This window comes from Pseudomonas sp. NPDC087814 (assembly GCF_044742865.1).
Taxonomy (GTDB): domain Bacteria; phylum Pseudomonadota; class Gammaproteobacteria; order Pseudomonadales; family Pseudomonadaceae; genus Aquipseudomonas.
In genome coordinates this window covers 1-21565 of the sequence record NZ_JBIUVK010000071.1, presented here as the reverse complement: position 1 = coordinate 21565, position 21565 = coordinate 1, and the positions used below count along the sequence as shown (strand labels likewise).

The window sequence follows — 21565 nt, the reverse complement described above, 5'->3', positions numbered from 1 at the left end:
ATTCCAGGGCATGATGGTTTTCCGGCGTAGTTAGCTCGCCGAAAAGTGTCAACCATGTCCCCGTACACCCGTCAACCATGTGTCCGGTCCGTACACGCTTTTCAAAAGTGACCCGCTGTAAGAGCGGAACCATAAGCCGCCGTTACCTAAATAACGGATATGTACTCAACCCCAATCAAGAATAAGCCACCCGAGCAGCCCCAACCCCAAGCCCCTCCCGAAACGCCAGATAATGCTTCAACACCTGCACCGGCGCCTCAATCTGCGGGTAGTGCCCAATATTCGCCAGCAACACCGTATCCGCGTGCGGCACCAGCTCACGATAACGCTGAACCATATGCCCCCCGGAAATCGGATCAACCTCCCCATCGATCACCCGCAACGGCACCTCCCCCCGCTGCATGGCCGCCACCCATCGATCCCGCTGCCGCCGACGCTGAGGAATATACGCAATCAACTTGTGCAGAATCCGCGGCCCATCCTGGCTCTCGATCAAGCTCCAGAAATCATCCAGCGCACTCTCACTGGGCCGAGTCGCCGGCCCGAAAATCTGCCCAAAACTGTTAGCCAGGGCATTACGCCCAAACGCCCGCCCAATCATCCAACCCAATGGGCTCAGCAACAGCTTCTGCACCAACGCCGGACGATGCGTCTCCGGAAACAACCCACCGTTGAGAAACACACAACTGCCCATCCGAAACCGGCCTTCGTAATGCCGCGCCAACAACTCCTGCGCAACACTGTCACCGTAATCATGGGCCAGCACATGCACCGGCTGCTGCACCCAAAGATGCTCCAGCAACGCCTGTTGCAAGTCCGCCTGCTCCAGCAGGCAATAGGTGTGGTCCAGCGGCTTGGCCGAATCGCCAAACCCCAGCATGTCGCAGGCAATCACTTGATAGCGCTGGACCAACGGCTGCCAGAGGTAATGCCAATCCCAACTGGCCGTGGGAAAACCATGGATCAGCAGCAACGGCTCGCCCTGCCCCGCCACCCAGTACCGAATGGTGCGGCCGCGAAACTCAAAGTTCTGGGCACGCTGGCGCCAGATGCGCAGCGGGATCTCGGCGAGTGGCATCAGCTTTTATACCCGGGGTCGAGTGCATCGAGTTTGCGCAGCAACGCCGGCCACGCCAGCGCGCCGCCCATGCCCTGAGCGCTTTTGGTGACCCCAGCGATCATCGCCCGGGCACCGGCCAATATCTGCGGCGCAATGCTGATCAGTTCAGCGCCACCGTTCTGCGCCATCACCTGGATATCGCAGGTGCGCTGGAAGATGAACATCATCAGGAACGTATCGGCGATGCTGCCGCCACAGGTCAGCAGACCGTGGTTGTGCAGCATCAGGAAATTGTTTTCGCCAAGGTCGGCCTGTAAGCGGGCCTTTTCCTCGTGGTTCAGCGCCACACCTTCGTAGGCGTGATAAGCCAGGCTGGACAACACGAACAACGATTGCTGGCTGATGGGCAGCACGCCCTGTTTCTGCGCGGAGACGGCAATGCCGGAGGCGGTGTGGGTGTGCAGCACGCAGACCACATCGTGCCGCACTTCGTGCACCGCACTGTGAATGGTGTACCCGGCAGGGTTGACCTCGTAGGGACTGTCCATCAGCTTGTTGCCGGCCTGATCGACCTTCACCAGGCTCGACGCGGTGATCTCGTGGAACATCAGCCCGTAGGGGTTGATCAGGAAGTCTTCGGTGCCCGGCACCTTGGCCGAGATGTGGGTGAAAATCAGGTCGTCCCAACCATGCATCGCCACCAGGCGATAGCACGCGGCGAGGTCGACGCGGGCCTGCCATTCGGCCGCGCTGACCTGGTCTTTTACACTGTGTGTCGATTGAACAGTGGCTAGGCTCACGGCAATGACCTCCTTGGCGCGCTTATTATTGTTTTTTTGAGTGAAGAGGCAGTCTAGTCAGACCTCGAGGCCGCCGTAGTTGCATTGGCAGCCAGCTTGATGACCGAACGGGTCAGTCCTGAGGATAGTTCGATTTTGTTCTGCGCGTGTCAGAGAAGCGACGCCAATAAAGGCGCGGCGAACAGGTTGAGCAACCCGGTCAGCACCATTACCAGGCCCGCCACGGAGCCTTCCTCGCCGCCCACTTCATGAGCCCGGCTGACACCCGCGCCATGAGCGCCCACGCCAAACAATGCGCCACGGGCCAATGGCGTGCGCAACGGCAACCACTTGAGCAGTACGCCGCCGAGCATGGCGCCAAACACCCCGGTGAACATCACGAACACCGCCGTCAGTTCCGGCACGCCGCCCAGGTCGGAAGACACCGGCATCGCGAACGGGGTGGTGATCGAACGGGGCACCAACGACATCGTCACCGAGCTGTCGAGAGCGAGGGCCTTGGCCAGGCCATACGAAGTGGCGATGGACGCCGCGCTGCCCGCGACCATCCCCAGCAATAACGCTGACCAGTGGCGCATCAGCAATTGGCGCTGTTGCCAGATCGGAATCGCGAACGCCACGGTCACCGGGCCCAGCACCAGCATCAGCCAGTGGGTGTCGGTGGCGTATTCGGCATAGGCGGTTTTCATCGGCACGGCCACCGCCAGCAGCAGCGCCGGCACCAGGATCAGCGGCGACAGCAGGTAGCGCCCGGTGCGCCGGTAGATCCAGCGGCTGAAGCCGTAGGCACCGAGGGTCAGCGCCAGCCAGAACATCGGCATCAGCTCAAGCTTCATGGCGCAGCTTCCAGCGGCAGACGAATTCCACGGTAAACGCAGTCACCAGCATCACCGACAAGGTGCTGAAGCCGATCACCAACATGATCCGCCAGCCGTCGTGCTTTACCAGGCCACCGTAGTCCAAAAGGCTCATCAAGGCAGGAATAAAGAACAGCAGCATCTCGGCCATCAGTACACCGGCGCCCAGTTGCAGAGCCGCCGGTTTTACCAGGCCGGTGGCGAAGGTCAGCAACAACAGGCCCAGGCCGACCACACCACCGGGAATAGGCCAGCTCAGCCAGGCGGCCAATTGGCAGCCCAGAAAATATATGGCCAGCAGCACAATCAGTTCAGTCAACAACCGACCGACGACTTTGAAGGTGAAACGTTTCATGAGCTTTGGGTCCTCCCAGGGCACCCATTTTAAAGAGGCGCCTGGCATCCCCACAGCGAATTGTTAGACTGCAAGCTATTCCAAACTGGAATCATGTCGATGGAATTTAAACAGCTGCGCAGCTTTGTCGAAGTGATCCACCGGGGCGGTTTTACCCAAGCCGGTAAAACCCTGCACATCAGCCAGTCCGCGGTCAGCAAGCAGGTGGCGCAATTGGAACAAAGCCTGGGCACGCCGCTGCTGGATCGCCTGGGTTCGCAGATTCGCCTGACGGCGGCCGGACAAGTGGTGCTGCAGCGGGCGGAGGCCATGCTGCGCCAGCAAACCGAGTTGCTCAGTGAGCTGGATGACTTGAATCAGTTGACCCGTGGCGAGTTGCGCATGGGCCTGCCGCAGTTGGGCGGCGACACGTTGTTCGCCGGGCTGTTTGCCGAATACCGCCGGCGTTATCCGAACGTCACCATCCAGTTGCTGGAAGGCGGCAGCCGCAATATCGAGCAGGCGATCTTGAGCGGAGAGCTGGAAGTGGGCGGCAGCCTGATGCCCAGCGACCCGGCATTCGCCTGGCAGGCATTCTGCGATGAACCGCTGGATGCCCTGCTGCCGATGGACCATCCATTGGCCGATAACGCGCAGATCCGCCTGGAGGAGTTGGCTGACACGCCGTTCCTGATGTATCAGCGCAGTTTTGTGTTGAACGACCGCCTGCTACAGGCCTGTCAGCAATTGGGCTTCACCCCGAAGGAAAGTGGTCGCAGCGGCCAGGCGGATTTCCTTGCGGCCCTGGTGGCCGCCGGCCAAGGCGTGGTGTTGCTGCCCAGCGTGGTGGCCCGGGGCCTGGTGCGGCCCGGGGTGGTGCGCCTGACACTCAAGGCGCCGGACTACCTGCGCTGGGACATTGCCTTTATCTGGCGTGAGGGCGCCTATCTTTCGAAAGCCGCCCAGGCCTGGCTGGCGTTGTTGCGCGAGTTCCCGGTCAACCGCGCAGTGCAGTGACCAACTCGGCCAGCCAGGGCTCGGCGTCGGCTTCCGGGGTCACGCTTTCGCTGGCGTCCAGGCGCAGCATCGGCAGCACTTCGTGCACGCCCAACTCGGCAAACAGCTCGCGCATTTGCTCGCCGCCCCCGCAGAAGGTGTCGCCATAGCTGGCGTCGCCCAGGCCGATCACCGCGCCTGGTAGTCCGCGCCAGGCGGCCGGCAGTTGGTCGCGAATGGTCGAATACAGCGGTTGCAGGTTATCGGGCAATTCGCCCATGCCGGTGGTGGAGGTCACGGCTAAAAAGGCCTCGGGGGCAAAACCCTGCACATCGGCCAGGGTGGCGCGCGGGTTGTGCCAGGCGTCGAAGCCGGCAGCGTTGAGGATGCTTGCAGCATGACGGGCGACTTCTTCAGCCGTGCCGTACACCGAGCCGGAAAGGATGGCGACTTTCATCAATCTGATCCTGTAGCTGACTAAAAGCCTGGGATATTAACAGCTGGGGCCCATGGACAGGCTGCCGGCATGTCTTAAACTGCAAACTCCAACTACAAGCCATGGATCGCTCAATGATTAACGCCAAGCTGATGCAACTGGTGATCAACGCTTCCAACGACGGCATCGTTATCGCCGAGCGCGAAGGCAAGGACAAGCCACTGATTTATGTGAACCCGGCCTTCGAGCGCATGACTGGCTACACCCTCGACGAAATCCTCTATCAGGACTGCCGCTTCCTGCAATCGGGTGACCGTGACCAGCCGGGGCTGATGGCGATTCGCGAAGCCCTGGAGAGTGGCGGCGCCTGCCGGGAAATCCTGCGCAATTACCGCAAGGACGGCACGCATTTCTGGAACGAGCTGTCGTTATCGACGGTTTATAACCCGGCCGACAAGCAGACCTACTTTGTCGGTGTGCAGAAGGATGTGACCGTTCAGGTCAAGGCCCAGCAGCGTGTCGCGCAACTGGAAGCCCAGTTGGCTGACCTCAAGGCGGAGCTTGCGGCACTCAAGGCGACGAGCGGATCTAACAAAAACTAGAAAACGCGGTCTTTAAAGAGATAATGGCGTTTTAATACCTTTTTCTTGAGCAAGATCAATGCAACGCGACGCGCTTTTGACGCAGGACGAGCTGGATTTTATTCAGACCATGCACCATAACCCGCAACTCAATGTGCGGGACGCGTCGTCGAGCCTGACGGTCAATGGCGGTGCGCAGATTCGAGATCTGCTCACCCGCCTGGCCGCCCATGACCATGTCACCCTCCAGGCCCAATTCGACAACCAGCAAATGACGTTTCCGCTGCAATTGGTGGAAGACGAGTTTCATGCCGTGCATCTGCGGCTGGGTGTACCGAGTATTTTCGAAGACGGGCCGATGATCCGCCCGTGGCGCCTGGCGCTCGAAGAGCCGGTACCCCTGGAAAACATCAAGGGCCAACCCGGTGCGCTGTGGGTGCATGAGGTGTCATTCAAGGGATTGCTGGTGGAAATTCGCGGGCGGATCAAGGCGCCAAGAACCTTTTCGCTGTGGTTCAGTCCGTCCGGGTACGAGCGCATTTCGGTGCGGGGCACGCTGGAACGGGAAACTGCCCGAGGATTGTTCGCCTACCGCCTGAGCCAGAACGATGTGGATGAGACCGAGCGCCTGCGCCAGTTTATCCTGCAGCAACACCGCCTGTTTCACCCCGAAGTCCACGCCTGAAGTCAGGTATCCAGGTTACCGCGCAGAAACTGCTGCAAGCGGCGCTGCATCAATCGCCCTTCGTTACCCAGGCAGCCGACGGATGAACCCGCCAGTTGTTCCTGCGCCAACTCCGCCGCATCGCCGGCCAGCAACAGTGGGCAATCCAGGGTCAGGGCCAACCGTTCAAGGCGCCGAGGCAAGCCATTGGCCGGCGAGTGATTGGAGAACACCACAAGGGCTTGTGGCCTGGTTTTTTCACAGACAAGGGTCAATTCATCCATCGGCTGGCCCACAGCCAGAACCTTGACCGCCAACTCGTCACCGCTCATCAACAGGCCTGCGACCAACAACTCCAGCTCTCGGCACTCCCCCGCAATGGCGGCCAGCAATACCCGCGGCGCCGCTGAGGCACAGCCTATCTGCAGGCGTTTCCAGGTTCGGCTGCGCAGGAATCCATCAAAAAACAGCCATTCACTGGTTTGGCCAAACAACCCCTGATGTCGCAACAGTTGCTGCCAGAGGGGCATCAGGATGTCCTGGAACACCACCGCGACCGGGTAGGCGGCGAAAATCTGGCCATACAACCGGTCCAGTTGCCGGTCGTCGAAGGCACCGACGGCCGTTCGCAACTGCGCCTGCCATTGGGCCCATTCATGCTCTGCACCTGCCGGCGAAGCAGCCGCCGCTTCGACTTGATGATCGTCGCGCGCGAGGATCTTGCCGACCTTGCTCACGGCCACGCCACGCTCGATCCAGTCAAGAATGCGATGAACGGTCTCGATATCGGTGCGCGAATACAGGCGGTGCCCACTTTCGGTGCGAACCGGGTGGATCAGCCCGTAACGCCGTTCCCAGGCACGCAAGGTGACAGGGTTGATGCCTGTCAATCTCGCGACTTCGCGAATCGGAAACAGCTCATCGGAATCGGCAGGGTTGCCAAGGGCCATTTCGGGACGTGGAGCAGTCATTACAGACATCAGGGCATCAATATACTGTCAGGAACTTGGATCCCATTTAACGCCCATACAGCTGTCCGATTCAAGGTCTTCGACAAGCCGACCAATGTCGCTGGTGTATTTCTGCAAAACAGGAATAATCCTTGCCTGTTTTTTCAACGTGGCTGCTTACCCCGCAGCTTCGTTCGTGCGCCGCCTACCCGGCCCAGTGCACCTGATCCTTATGGAGATACACAATGTCTACCTCCCCCGTCACCCTGATGGTTGCGCGCCGCGTGGCCAAGGGCCGCTATGAAGAGTTGATGGCCTGGCTGCGCGAAGGCGAGCAATTGGCCACGGACTTCCCCGGTTACCTGGGTTCAGGCGTGCTTGCACCGCCGCCCAACGATGACGAGTTCCAGATTATTTTCCGCTTCGCCGACGAAAAAACCCTGCATGCGTGGGAGTTTTCCGCCTCCCGTGGTGCATGGCTCGGGCGTGGCAGTGAGCTGTTTGCTGCGCCGTCGGAGCATCGCGTACGCGGTATCGACGGCTGGTTTGGCGCCGCCGCCGCACGTCCGCCGCGCTGGAAGCAGGCCGTGGCCATCTGGCTGGCATTTTTCCCGGTGTCGCTGCTGTTCAACTTCGGCCTTGAGCCGCTGCTCAGCGAGTTGGGGTTGCTGAGCCGTGTGCTGGTCAGCACCCTCGCGCTCACGCCATTGATGGTTTACTTCTTTATCCCGTTGTCGACCCACCTGCTGGCCGGCTGGCTGCATCCGGCGCCAGCCCGGGTAAAGGCCACCGAAGCCGCTGCTTGAGTACAAGGGAGGCCGCTCGCTGGTATAGTTTTAGCCTGCCAGCGATTCGAGCCTCCCATGTCTTCAACACCCGCCCCGATCCTGATCACCGGTGCCGGCCAGCGCGTCGGCCTGCATTGCGCCCAGCGCCTGCTGGACGAAGGGCAGCCAGTGATTTTCAGCTACCGCAGCGAACGTCCCGGCGTGCAAGCCTTGCGCGAACGCGGTGCGATCGGTGTGTTTGCCGACTTCTCCAATGAGACCGGTATTCTCGCCTTCATCGACGAACTGAAGACGCACACCCAAAGCCTGCGGGCGATCATTCATAATGCCTCGGCCTGGGAAGCGGAAGCGCCCGGCGACGAGAGCCGCGCCTTTACCGACATGTTCAGCGTGCACATGCTTGCGCCGTACCTGATCAACCTGCATTGTGCTTACCTGCTGCAACGCTCCACGCCTGCGGATATCGTGCACATCAGCGATGACGTGACCCGCAAGGGCAGCCGCCAGCACATTGCCTACTGCGCCACCAAGGCCGGGCTCGACAGCCTGACCTTGTCGTTTGCCGCGCAGCTTGCACCGGATATCAAGGTGAACGGCATTGCCCCGGCAATGGTGATGTTCAACGAGGGCGACGACGCGGCTTACCGCGCCAAGGTCCTGGCCAAGGCGGCACTGGGAATCGAGCCCGGCCCCGAGGTGATTTACCAGAGCGTGCGCTACCTGCTGGATAACCCTTATATCACCGGTACCACCCTGACCGTCAACGGCGGGCGGCATATCAAGTAAGCCGTTTGCGAGGATGTTGTATGACTTTGTCCCTGCCCCACCACTACCGCGAGATCCTCAAGGGCCTGGGTGAAGACCCCGAGCGCGAGGGTTTGCTCGACACGCCAAAGCGTGCCGCCAAGGCCATGCAGTACCTGTGTCACGGCTACGAGCAGAACCTGGAAGAAATCGTCAACGGTGCGCTGTTTGCCTCCGACAACGACGAGATGGTGATCCTCAAGGACATCGAGCTGTATTCGCTGTGCGAGCATCATCTGCTGCCCTTTATCGGCAAGGCCCATGTGGCCTATATTCCGACCGGCAAGGTGCTCGGCCTGTCGAAGCTGGCGCGTATCGTCGACATGTTCGCCCGTCGCCTGCAGATCCAGGAAAACCTCACGCGGGAAATCGCCGACGCCATCCAGACGGTGACCCAGGCCGCCGGCGTGGCGGTGGTGATCGAAGCCAGGCACATGTGCATGATGATGCGCGGTGTCGAAAAACAGAATTCAACCATGAACACCTCGGTGATGCTCGGCGCCTTCCGCGAGTCGAACACCACGCGCATGGAGTTCCTGCAACTGATTGGACGGAGCAAGTAGCAATGCCACAACTTCAGCCAGGCATGGCGCGCATCCGGGTCAAGGACCTGTGCCTGCGCACGTTTATCGGGATCAACGAGGATGAAATCCTCAACAAGCAGGATGTGTTGATCAACCTGACCATCCTGTATGCCGCCCAGGAAGCCGTGCGCGACAACGACATCGACCACGCGCTGAACTACCGCACCATCACCAAGGCGATCATCGCCCATGTGGAAGGCAACCGCTTTGCCCTGCTGGAGCGCCTGACCCAGGAGATCCTCGACCTGGTGATGAGCAATACATCGGTGCTGTACGCCGAAGTCGAAGTCGACAAACCCCATGCGTTGCGTTTTGCCGAATCGGTGTCGATCACCCTAGCGGCCAGTCGCTAACCCTTACCTTTGCAGTGAGCATCATGAACGATCAACAACGCCTCGAACTCGAAGCCGCCGCCTTCCGCCGGCTGGTGGCCCACCTGGACAGCCGCAAGGATGTGCAGAACATCGACCTGATGAACCTCTCGGGCTTCTGCCGCAACTGCTTGTCCAAGTGGTACAAGGCCGAGGCCGACGAGCGCCAGATCGAGCTGAGCCTCGATGACGCCCGTGAAGTGGTGTACGGCATGTCGTACGCCGAGTGGAAAGCCCAATACCAGCAAGAAGCCAGTGCCGAACAGCAAGCGGCATTCGCCAAAGGAAAAACCCATGACTGACCTGAACACCCTGCGCGCCAGCCTCAACAGTGGCGAACATGTTTTTGCCGATACCCTGGCCTTTGTAGCTGCGGGTTACGACTACCAGCCACAAGCGTTCACCAATGGCAGCGTGGAAAACGCCGCCGGGCAGAACGAAGGTTCGTGCAAGACCCTGGGCCTGGCGCTGCTGGAAGGCTTGAGCGACCAGGAAGCGCTGTTGGCGTTTGGCGAGCATTACCGTTCGGTGCTGGCCACGCCTGAAGGCAGTGACCATGGCAACATTCGTGCGCTGATCGAGCATGGGTTGGCGGGTGTGAAGTTTGCCGCACAGCCACTGACCCGCAAATCCTGAGTCAGACATAGATCAAAATGTGGGAGCGGGCTTGCTCGCGAAAGCAGAGTGTCAGTCAATACGTCGGGTGACTGACACACCGCTTTCGCGAGCAAGCCCGCTCCCACATTTGGACTGCGGTGATCATCAAATCCCGTGCATAAAAAAACCGGCCTCGCAGCCGGTTTTTTTGTTTCTACGGTTTAGAACGAAGCGTCCTTCAAACCGTCGAGGTAACGCTCGGCATCCAGTGCCGCCATGCAACCGGCGCCGGCGGAGGTGATCGCCTGGCGGTACACGTGGTCGGCCACGTCACCGGCAGCGAAGATACCTTCGATGTTGGTGGCAGTCGCATTGCCTTCACGGCCGCCCTGCACGATCAGGTAACCGTCTTTGGCATCCAGCACGCCTTCGAACAACGAGGTGTTCGGAGTGTGGCCGATGGCGATGAACACGCCGTCGACTTTCAGCTCGTCGAAGCTGCCGTCGTTGTTCTTCAGGCGAGCACCGGTCACGCCCATGTTGTCGCCCAGAACTTCATCCAGGGTGGCGTTGAGCTTGAGGATGATCTTGCCTTCGGCCACGCGGGCATGCAGCTTATCGATCAGGATCTTCTCGGCGCGGAAGGTCTCGCGACGGTGAACCAGGGTCACGGTGCTGGCGATGTTGGCCAGGTACAGCGCTTCTTCCACCGCGGTGTTGCCGCCACCGACCACAGCCACTGGCTTGTTGCGGTAGAAGAAACCGTCGCAGGTTGCGCAGGCCGAAACGCCCTTGCCCATGAACGCTTCTTCCGACGGCAGGCCCAGGTAACGAGCGCTGGCGCCGGTGGCGATGATCAGCGCGTCACAGGTGTACACGCCGCTGTCGCCGGTCAGGCTGTAAGGCTTCTTGGAGAAGTCGACCTTGTTGATGTGATCAAACACGATCTCGGTTTCGAAACGCTCGGCGTGCTCTTTCATGCGCTCCATCAGCACCGGGCCGGTCAGGCCGTGGACGTCGCCCGGCCAGTTGTCAACTTCAGTGGTGGTGGTCAACTGACCGCCCGCTTGCATGCCGGTGATCAGCAACGGCTTGAGGTTGGCCCGGGCAGCGTAGACGGCAGCGCTGTAACCGGCAGGGCCGGAACCGAGAATAATCACTCGCGAATGACGGGTATCAGACATGACTCACTCCTATCGACCGCCCGGACTACAGAACGGCTGGAATAAAAAAGGACCGCGAAGCACTTGGGGAAGGCTTGAACTCGCAGATCCTGAAAATAATGGGTGCAGCGTATAGAGGGAGGCAAGATTAAGGAAATACGGATTAACAATCCAGCTCATAGGTGGTCTCTATCCCATGCCCTCTATTAATCGACACCTTTGTTACCGTTAATGTCGCGATGCGGGCCGTGCTTTCCCGGTACTCCCAAAGCCGGTAAGGTCGGCGCGTTCGCCCCTATTGCCCGGAGTTATCCATGCCCGCCCCCGTTCTTTCAGGCCCACAGTACCTGCGCGAAGGTCTCAAACTGGTACTCAGCCCCGGCCTGCGGCTGTTTGTGCTGCTGCCGCTGGCAATCAACCTGATCCTGTTCGTCGGATTGATCTACTTCGCCGGCCATCAGTTCAGCCTGTGGGTCGACACACTCATGCCGACGCTGCCGAGCTGGCTGAGCTTCCTCAATTATCTGCTGTGGCCTTTATTTGTGGTGCTGGTGGTGCTGATGGTGTTTTTCACCTTCACCATGCTTGCCAACATTATCGCCGCGCCGTTCAACGGCTTTCTGTCGGAAAAGGTCGAAGTGGTGGTGCGCGGCACCGATGATTTCCCGGCGTTCAGCTGGGGCGAACTGGCGGCCATGGTCCCGCGCACCCTGGCCCGGGAAATGCGCAAACTGGGTTACTTCCTGCCCCGGGCCATCGGCCTGTTTATCCTGTCGTTCATCCCAGTGGTCAACCTGGTGGCGGCGCCGCTGTGGCTGCTGTTTGGTGTGTGGATGATGGCGATCCAGTACATCGACTACCCGGCCGACAACCACAAGCTGGGCTGGAACGAAATGCTCGCCTGGCTGCGCCAGAAGCGCTGGCAGAGCATGAGTTTTGGCGGGATCGTTTACCTGGTGTTGCTGGTGCCGGTGGTCAACCTGCTGATGATGCCGGCAGCGGTGGCCGGGGCGACGTTGTTCTGGGTGCGTGAGCAAGGCGCCGAGGCCATGGCCATTAAAAAGGCCTGAGCCGTCACAAATCCATCATCCAAAAGACACAATGACGACATGGCCCACGCCGACACTGTGGGTCATGACGACAGCTTCGCTCCACATCACCCTGATCACCGAAACCTTCCCGCCAGAGATCAACGGGGTGGCCAATACCCTTGGCCGCCTGTGTGACGGTTTGCGCGCGCGTGGGCATCAAGTCGAACTGGTTCGCCCGCGCCAGGGCAGCGACCAGAGCCGGCCCAGCGACGACGGCCTGATGCTCTGTCGCGGCTGGCCGCTGCCGGGCTACCCGGGGCTGCAATGGGGCCAGTCGTCGATGCACAAGCTGTTGCGGCGCTGGACCCGCCAGCGCCCGGATGTGTTGTATATCGCCACCGAAGGCCCGCTGGGTTTGTCGGCGTTGCGGGCGGCGCGGCGCCTGGGGATCAGCGTGGTGAGTGGCTTTCACACCAACTTCCAGCAGTATTCCAACCAGTACGGCCTGGGCATGCTGAGCCGGGTGCTGACCCACTATCTGCGCTGGTTCCATAACCGCTCGACCCTGACCCTGGTGCCCAGCGCCAGCCAGCGCCTGGAGCTGGAGCGGCGCCATTTCGAGCGCCTGGGCATGCTCGCGCGCGGTGTCGACAGCCAGCTGTTTCACCCGGCCAAACGCGACCCAGCCCTGCGTGAGCAGTGGGGGCTGAGCGATGAAGACATCGCCGTGCTGCACGTCGGACGCCTGGCCCAGGAAAAAAATCTCGGGCTGCTCAAGCGCTGCTTCGACTCGCTGCAAACCACTTACCCACAGCGCCGGTTGAAACTGATCATTGTCGGCGATGGCCCCCAACGGACAATGCTTGAGAAATCGCTGCCTCAGGCAATTTTTTGCGGTACCCGACGCGATGAGGAGCTGGCTCGGCACTACGCCTCAGGGGATCTGTTCCTGTTCCCCAGCCTGACCGAAACCTTTGGCAATGTAGTGTTAGAGGCCATGGCCGCAGGGTTGGGGGTGGTGGCTTACGACCAGGCAGCTGCAACCCAGCATATTCGCCATGGTTACAACGGTGTGCTGGCGATGCCTGGGGACGAGGAGGCATTTTGTGATGCCGCCAACTGGTTGTTGGAGGAGCGTGAAAGTTTGCGCAGGGTCAGGCTCAATGCCCGACAACACGCCAGTCGCCAGGGCTGGCCGGCAATTATTGAGCAGTTTGAAAGCAAGTTACTGGATGTATGCAGGGGCATATCGAGTGTGTACAAAGTCGGCAGCAGCACTATGAATGTCTAGTATTCGATGTAGATATTTTTGATCTGCCCAAGCGAACACCCTTGAATGACCAGTAGACAAGCCAACTCAGTGCTGCGTGAGGGGGAATGTTGCGAGTTGCAGTTGGGAACTAGTGCGCAGGTGAACGCCACAACATCAGTGGCGGTTGTTCAGGGTCATAGGAAGAACCAGCCATAAAGCCCAAATACTCTTAGATAAAATATGTGGAGTTCTCCCATGTCGATGCCACTCAACAGCATCCAGCCTTCGTCGTTCAGTCTGCCTCCTGCGCCTTCGGGCTTAGAGAACGGGGGTATTCGCGGCAAGCGGCCTGACGATCAACAAGCAGGCCTCCTTGCATTGCAGCAGCAGCAGCAGCAGAAGCAGCAGGAGCAGGAGCAGGAGCAGGAAAAAAACCAGCTGAAGTTTTAATACAACTCAAGGCAACTTGGCAAAAATGCCTGGAAACTGGTTCCAGGCATTTTTTGCAGCCACGCAGTTAAACGTGTGCGCGTCAAACGAGGGTCGTCAACGCCTCACGACTGAACGGCAGGATGTCGCCTTCACGGCCTTCGCGAACCTTCAGCGCCCAATCCGGATCCACCAGCAGCGCACGGCCCACAGCGACCAGGTCGAACTCGTCGTTGTTCAGGCGCTCCAGCAGTTTTTCCAGGCTGGCGGGTTGCGCCACTTTATCGGTGTTGACCATGAACTGCAGGAACTCGCCGTCCAGGCCGACGCTGCCCACGGTGATGGTCGGCTTGCCGGTGAGCTTGCGGGTCCAGCCGGCCAGGTTCAGCTCGGAGCCTTCGAATTCCGGCTCCCAGAAACGGCGGGTGGAGCAGTGGAAAATATCCACGCCCGCGTCAGACAGCGGCTTGAGGAATTCACCCAAGGCTTCCGGGGTTTGCACCAGGCGCGCGGTGTAGTCCTGCTGCTTCCACTGGGAGAAACGCAGGATGATCGGGAAGTCCGGCCCCACGGCGGCGCGGACGGCCTGGATCAATTCGATGGCGAAACGCGAACGGTTGGCCAGGCTGCCGCCGTATTCGTCGGTGCGCTGGTTGGTGCCTTCCCAGAAGAACTGGTCCACCAGGTAGCCATGGGCGCCGTGGATTTCAACGCCGTCCATGCCGATGCTCTGGGCATCCCTGGCAGCCTGGGCGAACGCGGCGATCACGTCCTTGATGTCTTGCACGGTCATGCCGTGGACGACGACGTTGCCGTCCTTGAGTTTTTCGGTGGGGCCGTAAGCCGGCACGCTGGCATCCGGCTCGGTGCCGATGCGCCGAACGCTGCCCACATGCCACAGTTGCGGAACGATCTTGCCGCCTTCGGCATGTACCGCGTCGACTACTTTCTTCCAGCCGGCCAGGGCGGCTTCACCGTAGAAGTGCGGGACGTTCGGGTAGCCGTTGGAAGCCGGGTGGCCGACCACGGTGCCTTCGGTGATGATCAGGCCTACACCGGCGGCGGCGCGGCGGCGGTAGTACTCGATCACTTTGGAGTTGGGCACGCCACCCGGAGAAAAGGAACGGGTCATCGGCGCCATGACCACGCGACTCGGCAGTTGCAGTGCACCGAGCTGGAACGGTTTGAACAAGGCTTGGACAGGCATGGGAGCACTCCATCGGAAAGGAATTTATGATGTGGATAATATGGAGTGTGCAGCGTGTTGGATAGCACTATTGATTGGGGTGATTAAGGGGTAAAAGCGGGAGGGCATGGGGCTGCTTCGCAGCCCAGCGGGAGCAAGCTCCCTCGCCACAGCAAGCTCCCTTGCCATAGGAAACTCCTGCCACAGGAAGCTCCCTTGCCACAGAAACTCACTCGACAATGCTGAAAGTATCAGCTCAATGCTTTTTCGATCGCCTGAATAATGGAGGGGTCATCCGGCGGTGTACGCGGCGAGAAACGCGCCAGCACCCGGCCGTCCTTGCCCAACAGGAATTTCTCGAAGTTCCAGGTGATGTCCCCGGGAAATTCGGCGCCCTCGCCCGCCAGCAATCGATACAGCTGGTGGCGATCGTGGCCATTCACCTCAAGCTTGCTGCCCAGGGGAAAGGTCACGCCGTAGTTGAGGCTGCAGAATTTCTGGATTTCTTCTTCAGTACCCGGTTCCTGCCCGGCAAATTGATTGCACGGCAGCCCGAGTACGGTGAAACCCTGGTCTTTGTATTGCTGATAGAGGTTTTCCAGCGCGGCGTACTGTGGGGTCAACCCACATTTGGAGGCGACGTTGACCACCAGCACGACTTGCCCCTTGAAGGGCGCCAGAGGCAGCTCCTGACCATCCAGGGCTTTGAGTTTAAGGTCGTGGAAAGCACTCATGACGAACTCCAGATATCCCATGTTCTTCGTAACGGCCATTCGAGATTACAGCCGCCAAGTCGGCAAGAATAGCCGCCAAATGAAAAAGGCGCCCGAAGGCGCCTTTTTCCAACTGACAGAGCGTCGCTCAGTCAATTAATGGTGGTGACCACCTTCGCCGTGCACGTGGCCGTGGGCCACTTCTTCCTGGGAAGCGTCACGGATAGCGACGATCTTCACCTGGAAGTTCAGGCGCTGGCCAGCCAGCGGGTGGTTGCCGTCGACGGTCACGTCGTCGCCGTCCAGGTCACGGATGGTGACGATTTGCATCTGGCCGTCCGGAGCGGAAGCGTGGAACTGCATGCCCACTTCCAGCTCGTCGACACCTTCGAACATGCTGCGGCTCAGGGTGCTGACCAGTTCGGCAGCGTATTCGCCGTAGGCATCTTCAGGTTCTACGGCAACGGTCAGTTCGTCACCGACCTCTTTGCCTTCCAGGGCCTTTTCCAGGCCCGGGATGATGTTACCTGCACCTTGCAGGTAGACCAGCGGCGCGCCGCCGGCAGAACTGTCGATGACCTCACCAGCGTCGTTGGTCAGGGTATAGTCAATGGAGACAGCCTTATTGGCGGCGATCGGCATGGGGCGAGACCTTTTGCAGAAGAATGAAGAACGGACAAGTCTAAACAAGGATTTGCCCGAAAGCGAACACAACCCGGACGGACGGGGTCGAACAACTGACCCGACGGTCGTCGGATTTCACCAGGACGAAGACCGGCACTGGGTCGTCGAGCTTTCCTGCGGCCACACCCAGCACCTGCGCCACCAGCCACCCTGGCAATCCCGGGCCTGGGTCACAGACCCGGCGCAACGCCTTGAAAAAATAGACAAGCCCTTTACGTGCGGCTGGTGTGCGCAAGGCTCAGATAAAGATAACCTTGGCACCTGATTCCCGGTAGGCAGCCAGCCATAGGCCGCCACCGAAGCCATGCACCTCCAGAGAATTCGCATGCAGACTTTTTTTATCGCGCCCACCGATTTTGGTGTGGGTCTGACCTCCATCAGCCTTGGGCTGGTGCGCACCCTTGAACGGGCCGGGCTGAAAGTCGGCTTCTTCAAACCGATTGCCCAGCCGCACCCCGGCGACACCGGCCCCGAGCGCTCCACCGAGCTGGTGGCCCGCACCCACGGCCTGAAACCGCCCCAGCCTCTGGGCCTGGCCCATGTCGAACGGATGCTCGGCGACGGCCAGCTCGACGAGCTGCTGGAAGAAATCATCACCCTTTACCAGCAAGCCGCCGTGGGCAAGGACGTGCTGATCGTCGAAGGCATGGTGCCGACCCGCAGTGCCAGCTATGCGGCCCGGGTCAACCTGCACCTGGCCAAGAGCCTGGACGCCGAGGTGATCCTGGTCTCGGCCCCGGAAAACGAAGTGCTGACCGAACTCTCCGGCCGCGTGGAATTGCAGGCCCAGCTGTTCGGCGGCCCGAAAGATCCAAAAGTGTTGGGCGTGATCCTCAACAAAGTGCGCACCGACGAAAGCATGGAGGCGTTCTCGGCACGGCTCAAAGAGCATTCGCCGTTGTTGCGCAGCGGCGATTTCCGCCTGTTGGGCTGCATCCCCTACCAGCCGGAACTCAACGCCCCACGCACCCGCGACGTGGCCGACCTGATGGGCGCGCAGATCCTCAACGCCGGTGACTACGAAACCCGGCGCATGACCAAGATCATCATCTGCGCCCGTACCATGCGCAACACCGTGGAGCTGCTCAAGCCCGGCGTATTGGTGGTGACACCCGGCGACCGCGACGACATCATCCTCGCCGTCAGCCTGGCCGCCATCAACGGCGTGCCGTTGGCCGGCCTGTTGCTGACCAGCGACACCCTGCCCGACCCACGGATCATGGACCTGTGCCGTGGCGCGTTCCAGGCCGGGCTGCCGGTGTTGTCGGTGAGCACCGGCTCGTATGACACCGCCAACCAGCTCAACAGCCTGAACAAGGAAATCCCGATTGATGACCGCGAACGTGCGGAGATCATCACCGACTTCGTCGCCAGCCACCTCGACGCCCGCTGGCTGCACCAACGCTGCGGCACGCCGCGGGAGATGCGCCTGTCGCCGGCGGTGTTCCGTTATCAACTGATCCAGCGCGCCCAGGCGGCCAACAAGCGCATCGTGTTACCCGAAGGCAGCGAGCCGCTGACCGTGCAGGCCGCCGCCATCTGCCAGGCACGCGGGATCGCCCGTTGCGTACTGCTGGCCAAGCCGGCCGACGTGGAAGCCGTAGCCCGCGCCCATGGCATCGAGCTGCCCGAAGGCCTGGAGATTCTCGACCCCGACCTGATTCGCCAGCGCTACGTCGAACCGATGGTGGCCCTGCGCAAAACCAAAAGCCTCAACGCGCCGATGGCCGAGCAGCAACTGGAAGACACCGTGGTGATCGCCACCATGATGCTCGCCCTGGATGAAGTGGACGGCCTGGTCTCCGGCGTCATCCACTCCACTGCCAATACCATTCGCCCGGCCTTGCAACTGATCAAGACCGCGCCGGGCTGCACCCTGGTCTCGTCGGTGTTTTTCATGCTGTTCCCCGAGCAAGTGCTGGTATACGGCGACTGCGTGATGAACCCGCACCCCAGCGCGGCGGAGCTGGCGGAAATCGCCCTGCAAAGCGCCGACTCGGCCGCCGCATTCGGCATCACGCCACGGGTGGCGATGATCAGTTACTCCAGCGGTGATTCGGCCACGGGCGAAGAAGTCGAGAAAGTCCGCGAAGCCACTCTGCTCGCCCACGAAGCCCAAAGCTCACTGCTGATCGACGGCCCGTTGCAGTACGACGCCGCCGCCAACGAAACCGTGGCCCGGCAACTGGCGCCCAACAGCCTGGTGGCGGGCAAGGCCACGGTGTTCGTGTTCCCCGACCTGAACACCGGCAACACCACCCACAAGGCCGTGCAGCGCAGTGCCGATTGCGTGAGCCTGGGGCCGATGCTGCAAGGCCTGCGCAAACCGGTGAACGACCTGCCCCGCGGGGCGCAGGTGGACGACATCGTGTACACGATCGCATTGACCGCGATTCAAGCCGCCAACCGACCTATGGATGTCTAAATGCTGGATTTTCTACCTGCCGCCGTGCGCGGGGTGATCGCCTCGCTGTTGCTGGCGTTGAATACGATCCTGCTGTGCTCGTTCCTGTTTATAGTGGCGCTGTTCAAGGCGCTGCCGTTTGCCAAGCGCTTCAGCGAATGGCTGATGAACCAGACCCACGAGGCCTGGATCAGCAACAACAAGGCCTGGATGAACCTGGTGCGACGCACCCGCTGGCACCTGAAAGGCCTGGAAGGCCTGGACTATGAACACTCATATCTGGTGACCAGCAACCACCAGAGCTGGGTCGATATCATGGTGCTGCAATACGTGCTCAACCGGCGCATTCGCCCGCTGAAGTTCTTCCTCAAGCAGGAGCTGATCTGGGTCCCGGTGATTGGTTTGGCGTGGTGGACACTGGGCTTCCCGTTCATGAAGCGCTACACCAAGGCGTACCTGGAAAAGCACCCGGAGAAGAAAGGCAAGGACCTGGAAACCACCCGCAAGACCTGCGCGAAGTTTCGCCACAACCCGGTGGGCATTTTCAACTTTGCCGAAGGCACGCGGTTTACCCCGGGCAAGCATGCACAGCAACAGTCACCGTTTCGCTACCTGCTCAAGCCCAAGGCCGGCGGCATTGCCTTTGTGCTGGATGCCATGGGTGAACAGCTGAAGTCGCTGGTGAACGTGACCATTCACTATCCTGGTGGGCGCCCCGGTTATTGGGATTTGCTGTGCGGGAATGTGAAGGACGTTGTCGTGCAGTTTGAAGAGGTGCAGATTCCGGCCGAGTTTATCGGCAAGAATTATGAGCAGGATGGGGAGTATCGGTTGGCGTTCCAGGGCTGGATCAACCGGTTGTGGGAAGAGAAGGATGTGTTGCTCGCCAAATTGCACACAGATTATCCCGCCAGTCACTGATCAAAATGTGGGAGCGGGCTTGCTCGCGAATGCGGTATGCCAACCTATACATGTGGCGGCTGACACTCTGCTTTCGCGAGCAAGCCCGCTCCCACATTTGACCGAGTTGTTTCCAAGGCCCCATAAAAAAAGCCCGCCAACATGGCGGGCTTTTTTGCGCGCGTGAAGCTTAGATCGCGCCGCGCTGGCGCAGCAGGTCCAGCACTTGCTTGACGCTGTCTTCCAGCGATAACGCCTGGGTGTCAATCACCAGGTCCGCATTCAACGGCACGTCATACGGGAACGACTCACCCGGGATGTTATCGCCGCCCGCCGCGTACAAACCTTGCGGATCACGCTCGGCACACACCAAAGGCGAAGCCTGCACGTACACGGTCAGCAAACGATCACCGCCGATCAGCGCCTTGGCCTGTTCACGCCCTTCAGCATCCGGGGCAACAAACGCCGCCAACGTCAGCAAGCCGGCCTCGTTGAACTGACGCGCCACATGCGCGGCACGACGCCAGTTCTCGGTACGCCCGGCACGGTCCTGCGGCAAGCCCTTGTTCAGGTCGTGGCGCAGGTTCTGGCCGTCCAGCACAAACACCGCACGGCCCATGTCGAACAGCTTGCGTTCAACCGCGTAGGCCAGGGTGCTTTTGCCGGCGCCCGACAAGCCGCTGAACAACACGGTCGCCGGTTGCTGGCCGAAGCGCTGGGCGCGCTCTTCGGTGGCCACGTGAGCCAGTTTGCCGTGCTGCGCCGCGCTGCCATGGGTCACCGGCGGCGCGATGATCATGCCCGCAGCCACGGTGCCGTTGGTCAAACGGTCGATGACGATGAACGAACCGGTGGTGCGGTTGCTCGCGTAACCGTCCAGGGCGATGACCGTGTCGAGGCTGACCTTGACCCGGCCGATCTCGTTCAACTGCAAGGCGCTGGCCGGGCCTTCTTCCAGGGTGTTCACATCCACGCGATGCACAATGCTGGTGATGGAACCCGGCACGTAGCTGGTGGCGCGCTTGATGTCGTATTTCTTGCCCGGCAGCATCGGTTCTTCAGCCATCCACACCAGCATGGCGTCGAAAGCATCGGTCACTTGCGGCACATTGTCGGCATGCACCAGCAGGTCGCCACGGGAGATGTCGATTTCGTCTTCCATGGTCAGGGTCACGGCCTGGCCGGGACCTGCGTTTTCCAGTTCACCTTCAAAGGTGACGATGGATTTGACGCGGCTGCTCTTGCCCGACGGCAGCACCACGACTTCGTCGCCCTTGTGCACGATGCCGCTGGCCAGGGTGCCGGCAAAACCACGGAAGTTCAGGTTCGGACGGTTGACGTACTGCACCGGGAAACGCAGGTCGGTGTAGTTGCGGTCATTGGCGATCTCGACGGTCTCGAGGATCTCCATCAGCGACTGCCCGGTGTACCAGGGCGAACGCTCGCTCTTGTTCACCACGTTGTCGCCCTTGAGCGCCGACATCGGCACGAAGGCCAGGGTGCTCGGTTTGAACGCGATACCGTCGGCAAACTTCAGGTAATCAGCCTTGATCGACTCGAATACGCTTTGGTCAAAGCCATTGATGTCCATCTTGTTGACGGCCACCACGATGTGCTTGATGCCCAACAACGAGGCGATGAAGCTGTGGCGACGGGTCTGGGTCTGCACGCCGTAGCGGGCGTCGATCAGGATGATCGCCAGGTCACAGGTGGAGGCACCGGTGGCCATGTTGCGGGTGTACTGCTCATGGCCGGGGGTGTCGGCGATGATGAATTTGCGCTTGGCGGTGGAGAAGTAGCGGTAGGCAACGTCGATGGTGATGCCCTGCTCACGCTCGGCCTGCAGGCCGTCGACCAGCAACGCCAGGTCGATGTCGTCACCGGTGGTGCCGGATTTTTTCGAATCGCGGGTGATGGCTTCCAGGTGATCTTCGTAGATCATCTTGGAGTCGTGCAGCAGGCGCCCGATCAGGGTGCTCTT

The 21565-nt window shown here is 60.6% G+C and carries 26 protein-coding genes; 15 read left to right on the top strand and 11 right to left on the bottom strand.

Translation table 11 applies throughout. From position 1 onward, the window contains the following. Positions 1–175: 175 nt before the first annotated feature. The 4 genes from ACIOMR_RS29295 to ACIOMR_RS29280 form a co-directional block, all read right to left on the bottom strand. Entirely contained in the window at positions 176–1078 is a 903-nt protein-coding gene (locus ACIOMR_RS29295) for an alpha/beta fold hydrolase (protein WP_401197887.1), read from the bottom strand. After that, positions 1078–1860 carry a class II aldolase/adducin family protein gene (locus ACIOMR_RS29290; protein WP_003208491.1) on the bottom strand — a complete coding sequence of 261 codons (783 nt, stop codon included), beginning with the start codon at positions 1858–1860 and terminating at the stop codon, positions 1078–1080. The genes ACIOMR_RS29295 and ACIOMR_RS29290 overlap by 1 nt, the downstream gene beginning before the upstream one ends. A 149-nt stretch (positions 1861–2009) precedes the next feature. Further along, positions 2010–2696, bottom strand: coding sequence for an LrgB family protein (locus ACIOMR_RS29285; protein ID WP_102368140.1), 687 nt, complete (start codon positions 2694–2696; stop codon positions 2010–2012). After that, a complete protein-coding gene (locus ACIOMR_RS29280; RefSeq protein ID WP_087693754.1) occupies positions 2686–3072 on the bottom strand; it encodes a CidA/LrgA family protein in 387 nt (128 codons plus the stop codon). The genes ACIOMR_RS29285 and ACIOMR_RS29280 overlap by 11 nt, the downstream gene beginning before the upstream one ends. Before the next feature lie 99 nt (positions 3073–3171). Here ACIOMR_RS29280 and ACIOMR_RS29275 point away from each other — a divergent pair, with 99 nt between their 5' ends. Then, positions 3172–4068 carry a LysR family transcriptional regulator gene (locus ACIOMR_RS29275; protein WP_177051799.1) on the top strand — a complete coding sequence of 299 codons (897 nt, stop codon included), beginning with the start codon at positions 3172–3174 and terminating at the stop codon, positions 4066–4068. On the opposite strand, the gene ACIOMR_RS29270 is transcribed toward ACIOMR_RS29275, so the two are convergent. After that, on the bottom strand, positions 4049–4504 hold the full coding sequence (locus ACIOMR_RS29270) for a flavodoxin (RefSeq protein ID WP_003208486.1): 456 nt from the start codon (positions 4502–4504) through the stop codon (positions 4049–4051). The two genes, ACIOMR_RS29275 and ACIOMR_RS29270, sit on opposite strands and share 20 nt — an antisense overlap. Positions 4505–4617: 113 nt before the next feature. Between ACIOMR_RS29270 and ACIOMR_RS29265 the strand changes: the two genes are divergently transcribed. Together ACIOMR_RS29265 and ACIOMR_RS29260 are read left to right on the top strand one after the other, a co-directional pair. Then, entirely contained in the window at positions 4618–5085 is a 468-nt protein-coding gene (locus ACIOMR_RS29265; protein ID WP_003208484.1) for a PAS domain-containing protein, read from the top strand. A gap of 58 nt (positions 5086–5143) precedes the next feature. After that, positions 5144–5749 (top strand): hypothetical protein, encoded by a 606-nt coding sequence (locus ACIOMR_RS29260; RefSeq protein WP_003208483.1) that lies wholly within the window; start codon positions 5144–5146, stop codon positions 5747–5749. 2 nt (positions 5750–5751) lie between these two features. On the opposite strand, the gene ACIOMR_RS29255 is transcribed toward ACIOMR_RS29260, so the two are convergent. Next, positions 5752–6708 carry a MerR family transcriptional regulator gene (locus tag ACIOMR_RS29255; RefSeq protein ID WP_043225723.1) on the bottom strand — a complete coding sequence of 319 codons (957 nt, stop codon included), beginning with the start codon at positions 6706–6708 and terminating at the stop codon, positions 5752–5754. A 215-nt stretch (positions 6709–6923) separates the two neighbouring features. On the opposite strand from ACIOMR_RS29255, the gene ACIOMR_RS29250 reads away from it, so the two are divergent. The 6 genes from ACIOMR_RS29250 to ACIOMR_RS29225 are packed head-to-tail and all read left to right on the top strand — an operon-like array spanning position 6924 to position 9861. Then, positions 6924–7484, top strand: a complete 561-nt coding sequence (locus tag ACIOMR_RS29250; protein WP_008432309.1) for an antibiotic biosynthesis monooxygenase — start codon at positions 6924–6926, stop codon at positions 7482–7484. Between the two features lie 57 nt (positions 7485–7541). Continuing rightward, the gene (folM, locus tag ACIOMR_RS29245) at positions 7542–8252 is read left to right on the top strand and encodes a dihydromonapterin reductase (RefSeq protein ID WP_401197879.1); all 711 of its coding nucleotides are present in this window, start codon (positions 7542–7544) and stop codon (positions 8250–8252) included. Between the two features lie 20 nt (positions 8253–8272). After that, positions 8273–8833, top strand: coding sequence for a GTP cyclohydrolase I FolE (folE, locus tag ACIOMR_RS29240; protein WP_010176988.1), 561 nt, complete (start codon positions 8273–8275; stop codon positions 8831–8833). Positions 8834–8835: 2 nt separating this feature from the next. Continuing rightward, a complete protein-coding gene (gene folX / locus ACIOMR_RS29235; protein WP_003208474.1) occupies positions 8836–9207 on the top strand; it encodes a dihydroneopterin triphosphate 2'-epimerase in 372 nt (123 codons plus the stop codon). Between the two features lie 23 nt (positions 9208–9230). Next, positions 9231–9527, top strand: coding sequence for a DUF1244 domain-containing protein (locus tag ACIOMR_RS29230; RefSeq protein ID WP_401197876.1), 297 nt, complete (start codon positions 9231–9233; stop codon positions 9525–9527). Beyond that, positions 9520–9861, top strand: coding sequence for a HopJ type III effector protein (locus ACIOMR_RS29225; protein ID WP_008432300.1), 342 nt, complete (start codon positions 9520–9522; stop codon positions 9859–9861). The genes ACIOMR_RS29230 and ACIOMR_RS29225 overlap by 8 nt, the downstream gene beginning before the upstream one ends. A gap of 182 nt (positions 9862–10043) precedes the next feature. On the opposite strand, the gene trxB is transcribed toward ACIOMR_RS29225, so the two are convergent. Continuing rightward, the gene (trxB, locus tag ACIOMR_RS29220) at positions 10044–11006 is read right to left on the bottom strand and encodes a thioredoxin-disulfide reductase (protein ID WP_003208470.1); all 963 of its coding nucleotides are present in this window, start codon (positions 11004–11006) and stop codon (positions 10044–10046) included. A 293-nt stretch (positions 11007–11299) separates the two neighbouring features. On the opposite strand from trxB, the gene cysZ reads away from it, so the two are divergent. The 3 genes from cysZ (at position 11300) to ACIOMR_RS29205 (ending at position 13718) form a co-directional block, all read left to right on the top strand. Beyond that, positions 11300–12055, top strand: a complete 756-nt coding sequence (gene cysZ, locus ACIOMR_RS29215; RefSeq protein ID WP_003208468.1) for a sulfate transporter CysZ — start codon at positions 11300–11302, stop codon at positions 12053–12055. Between the two features lie 64 nt (positions 12056–12119). Then, positions 12120–13307, top strand: a complete 1188-nt coding sequence (locus tag ACIOMR_RS29210) for a glycosyltransferase family 1 protein (RefSeq protein WP_177022706.1) — start codon at positions 12120–12122, stop codon at positions 13305–13307. Between the two features lie 216 nt (positions 13308–13523). Continuing rightward, positions 13524–13718, top strand: coding sequence for a hypothetical protein (locus ACIOMR_RS29205; protein WP_401197870.1), 195 nt, complete (start codon positions 13524–13526; stop codon positions 13716–13718). An 82-nt stretch (positions 13719–13800) separates the two neighbouring features. Here ACIOMR_RS29205 and ACIOMR_RS29200 read toward each other — a convergent pair whose 3' ends face one another. The 3 genes from ACIOMR_RS29200 to ACIOMR_RS29190 all read right to left on the bottom strand — a co-directional run bounded on the left by ACIOMR_RS29200 (position 13801) and on the right by ACIOMR_RS29190 (position 16238). Next, the gene (locus tag ACIOMR_RS29200; RefSeq protein ID WP_177039599.1) at positions 13801–14904 is read right to left on the bottom strand and encodes an NADH:flavin oxidoreductase; all 1104 of its coding nucleotides are present in this window, start codon (positions 14902–14904) and stop codon (positions 13801–13803) included. Between the two features lie 230 nt (positions 14905–15134). Beyond that, positions 15135–15617 carry a glutathione peroxidase gene (locus tag ACIOMR_RS29195; RefSeq protein WP_102606072.1) on the bottom strand — a complete coding sequence of 161 codons (483 nt, stop codon included), beginning with the start codon at positions 15615–15617 and terminating at the stop codon, positions 15135–15137. A 135-nt stretch (positions 15618–15752) separates the two neighbouring features. Then, complete coding sequence (locus ACIOMR_RS29190; protein ID WP_003208457.1) at positions 15753–16238, bottom strand: peptidylprolyl isomerase; 486 nt, start codon at positions 16236–16238, stop codon at positions 15753–15755. Between ACIOMR_RS29190 and ACIOMR_RS29185 the strand changes: the two genes are divergently transcribed. Genes ACIOMR_RS29185 through ACIOMR_RS29175 form a run of 3 tightly spaced genes read left to right on the top strand, consistent with a single transcriptional unit; the run spans position 16207 to position 19605 of the window. Beyond that, positions 16207–16545 carry a DUF3565 domain-containing protein gene (locus tag ACIOMR_RS29185; RefSeq protein WP_003208456.1) on the top strand — a complete coding sequence of 113 codons (339 nt, stop codon included), beginning with the start codon at positions 16207–16209 and terminating at the stop codon, positions 16543–16545. The two genes, ACIOMR_RS29190 and ACIOMR_RS29185, sit on opposite strands and share 32 nt — an antisense overlap. 60 nt (positions 16546–16605) lie before the next feature. Next, positions 16606–18705, top strand: coding sequence for a phosphate acetyltransferase (gene pta, locus ACIOMR_RS29180; protein ID WP_017476010.1), 2100 nt, complete (start codon positions 16606–16608; stop codon positions 18703–18705). Beyond that, positions 18706–19605 (top strand): acyltransferase, encoded by a 900-nt coding sequence (locus ACIOMR_RS29175; RefSeq protein WP_003208452.1) that lies wholly within the window; start codon positions 18706–18708, stop codon positions 19603–19605. A gap of 169 nt (positions 19606–19774) precedes the next feature. On the opposite strand, the gene cysN is transcribed toward ACIOMR_RS29175, so the two are convergent. Then, the coding region (gene cysN / locus ACIOMR_RS29170; RefSeq protein ID WP_401197863.1) for a sulfate adenylyltransferase subunit CysN at positions 19775–21565 on the bottom strand (1791 nt) is incomplete at its 5' end.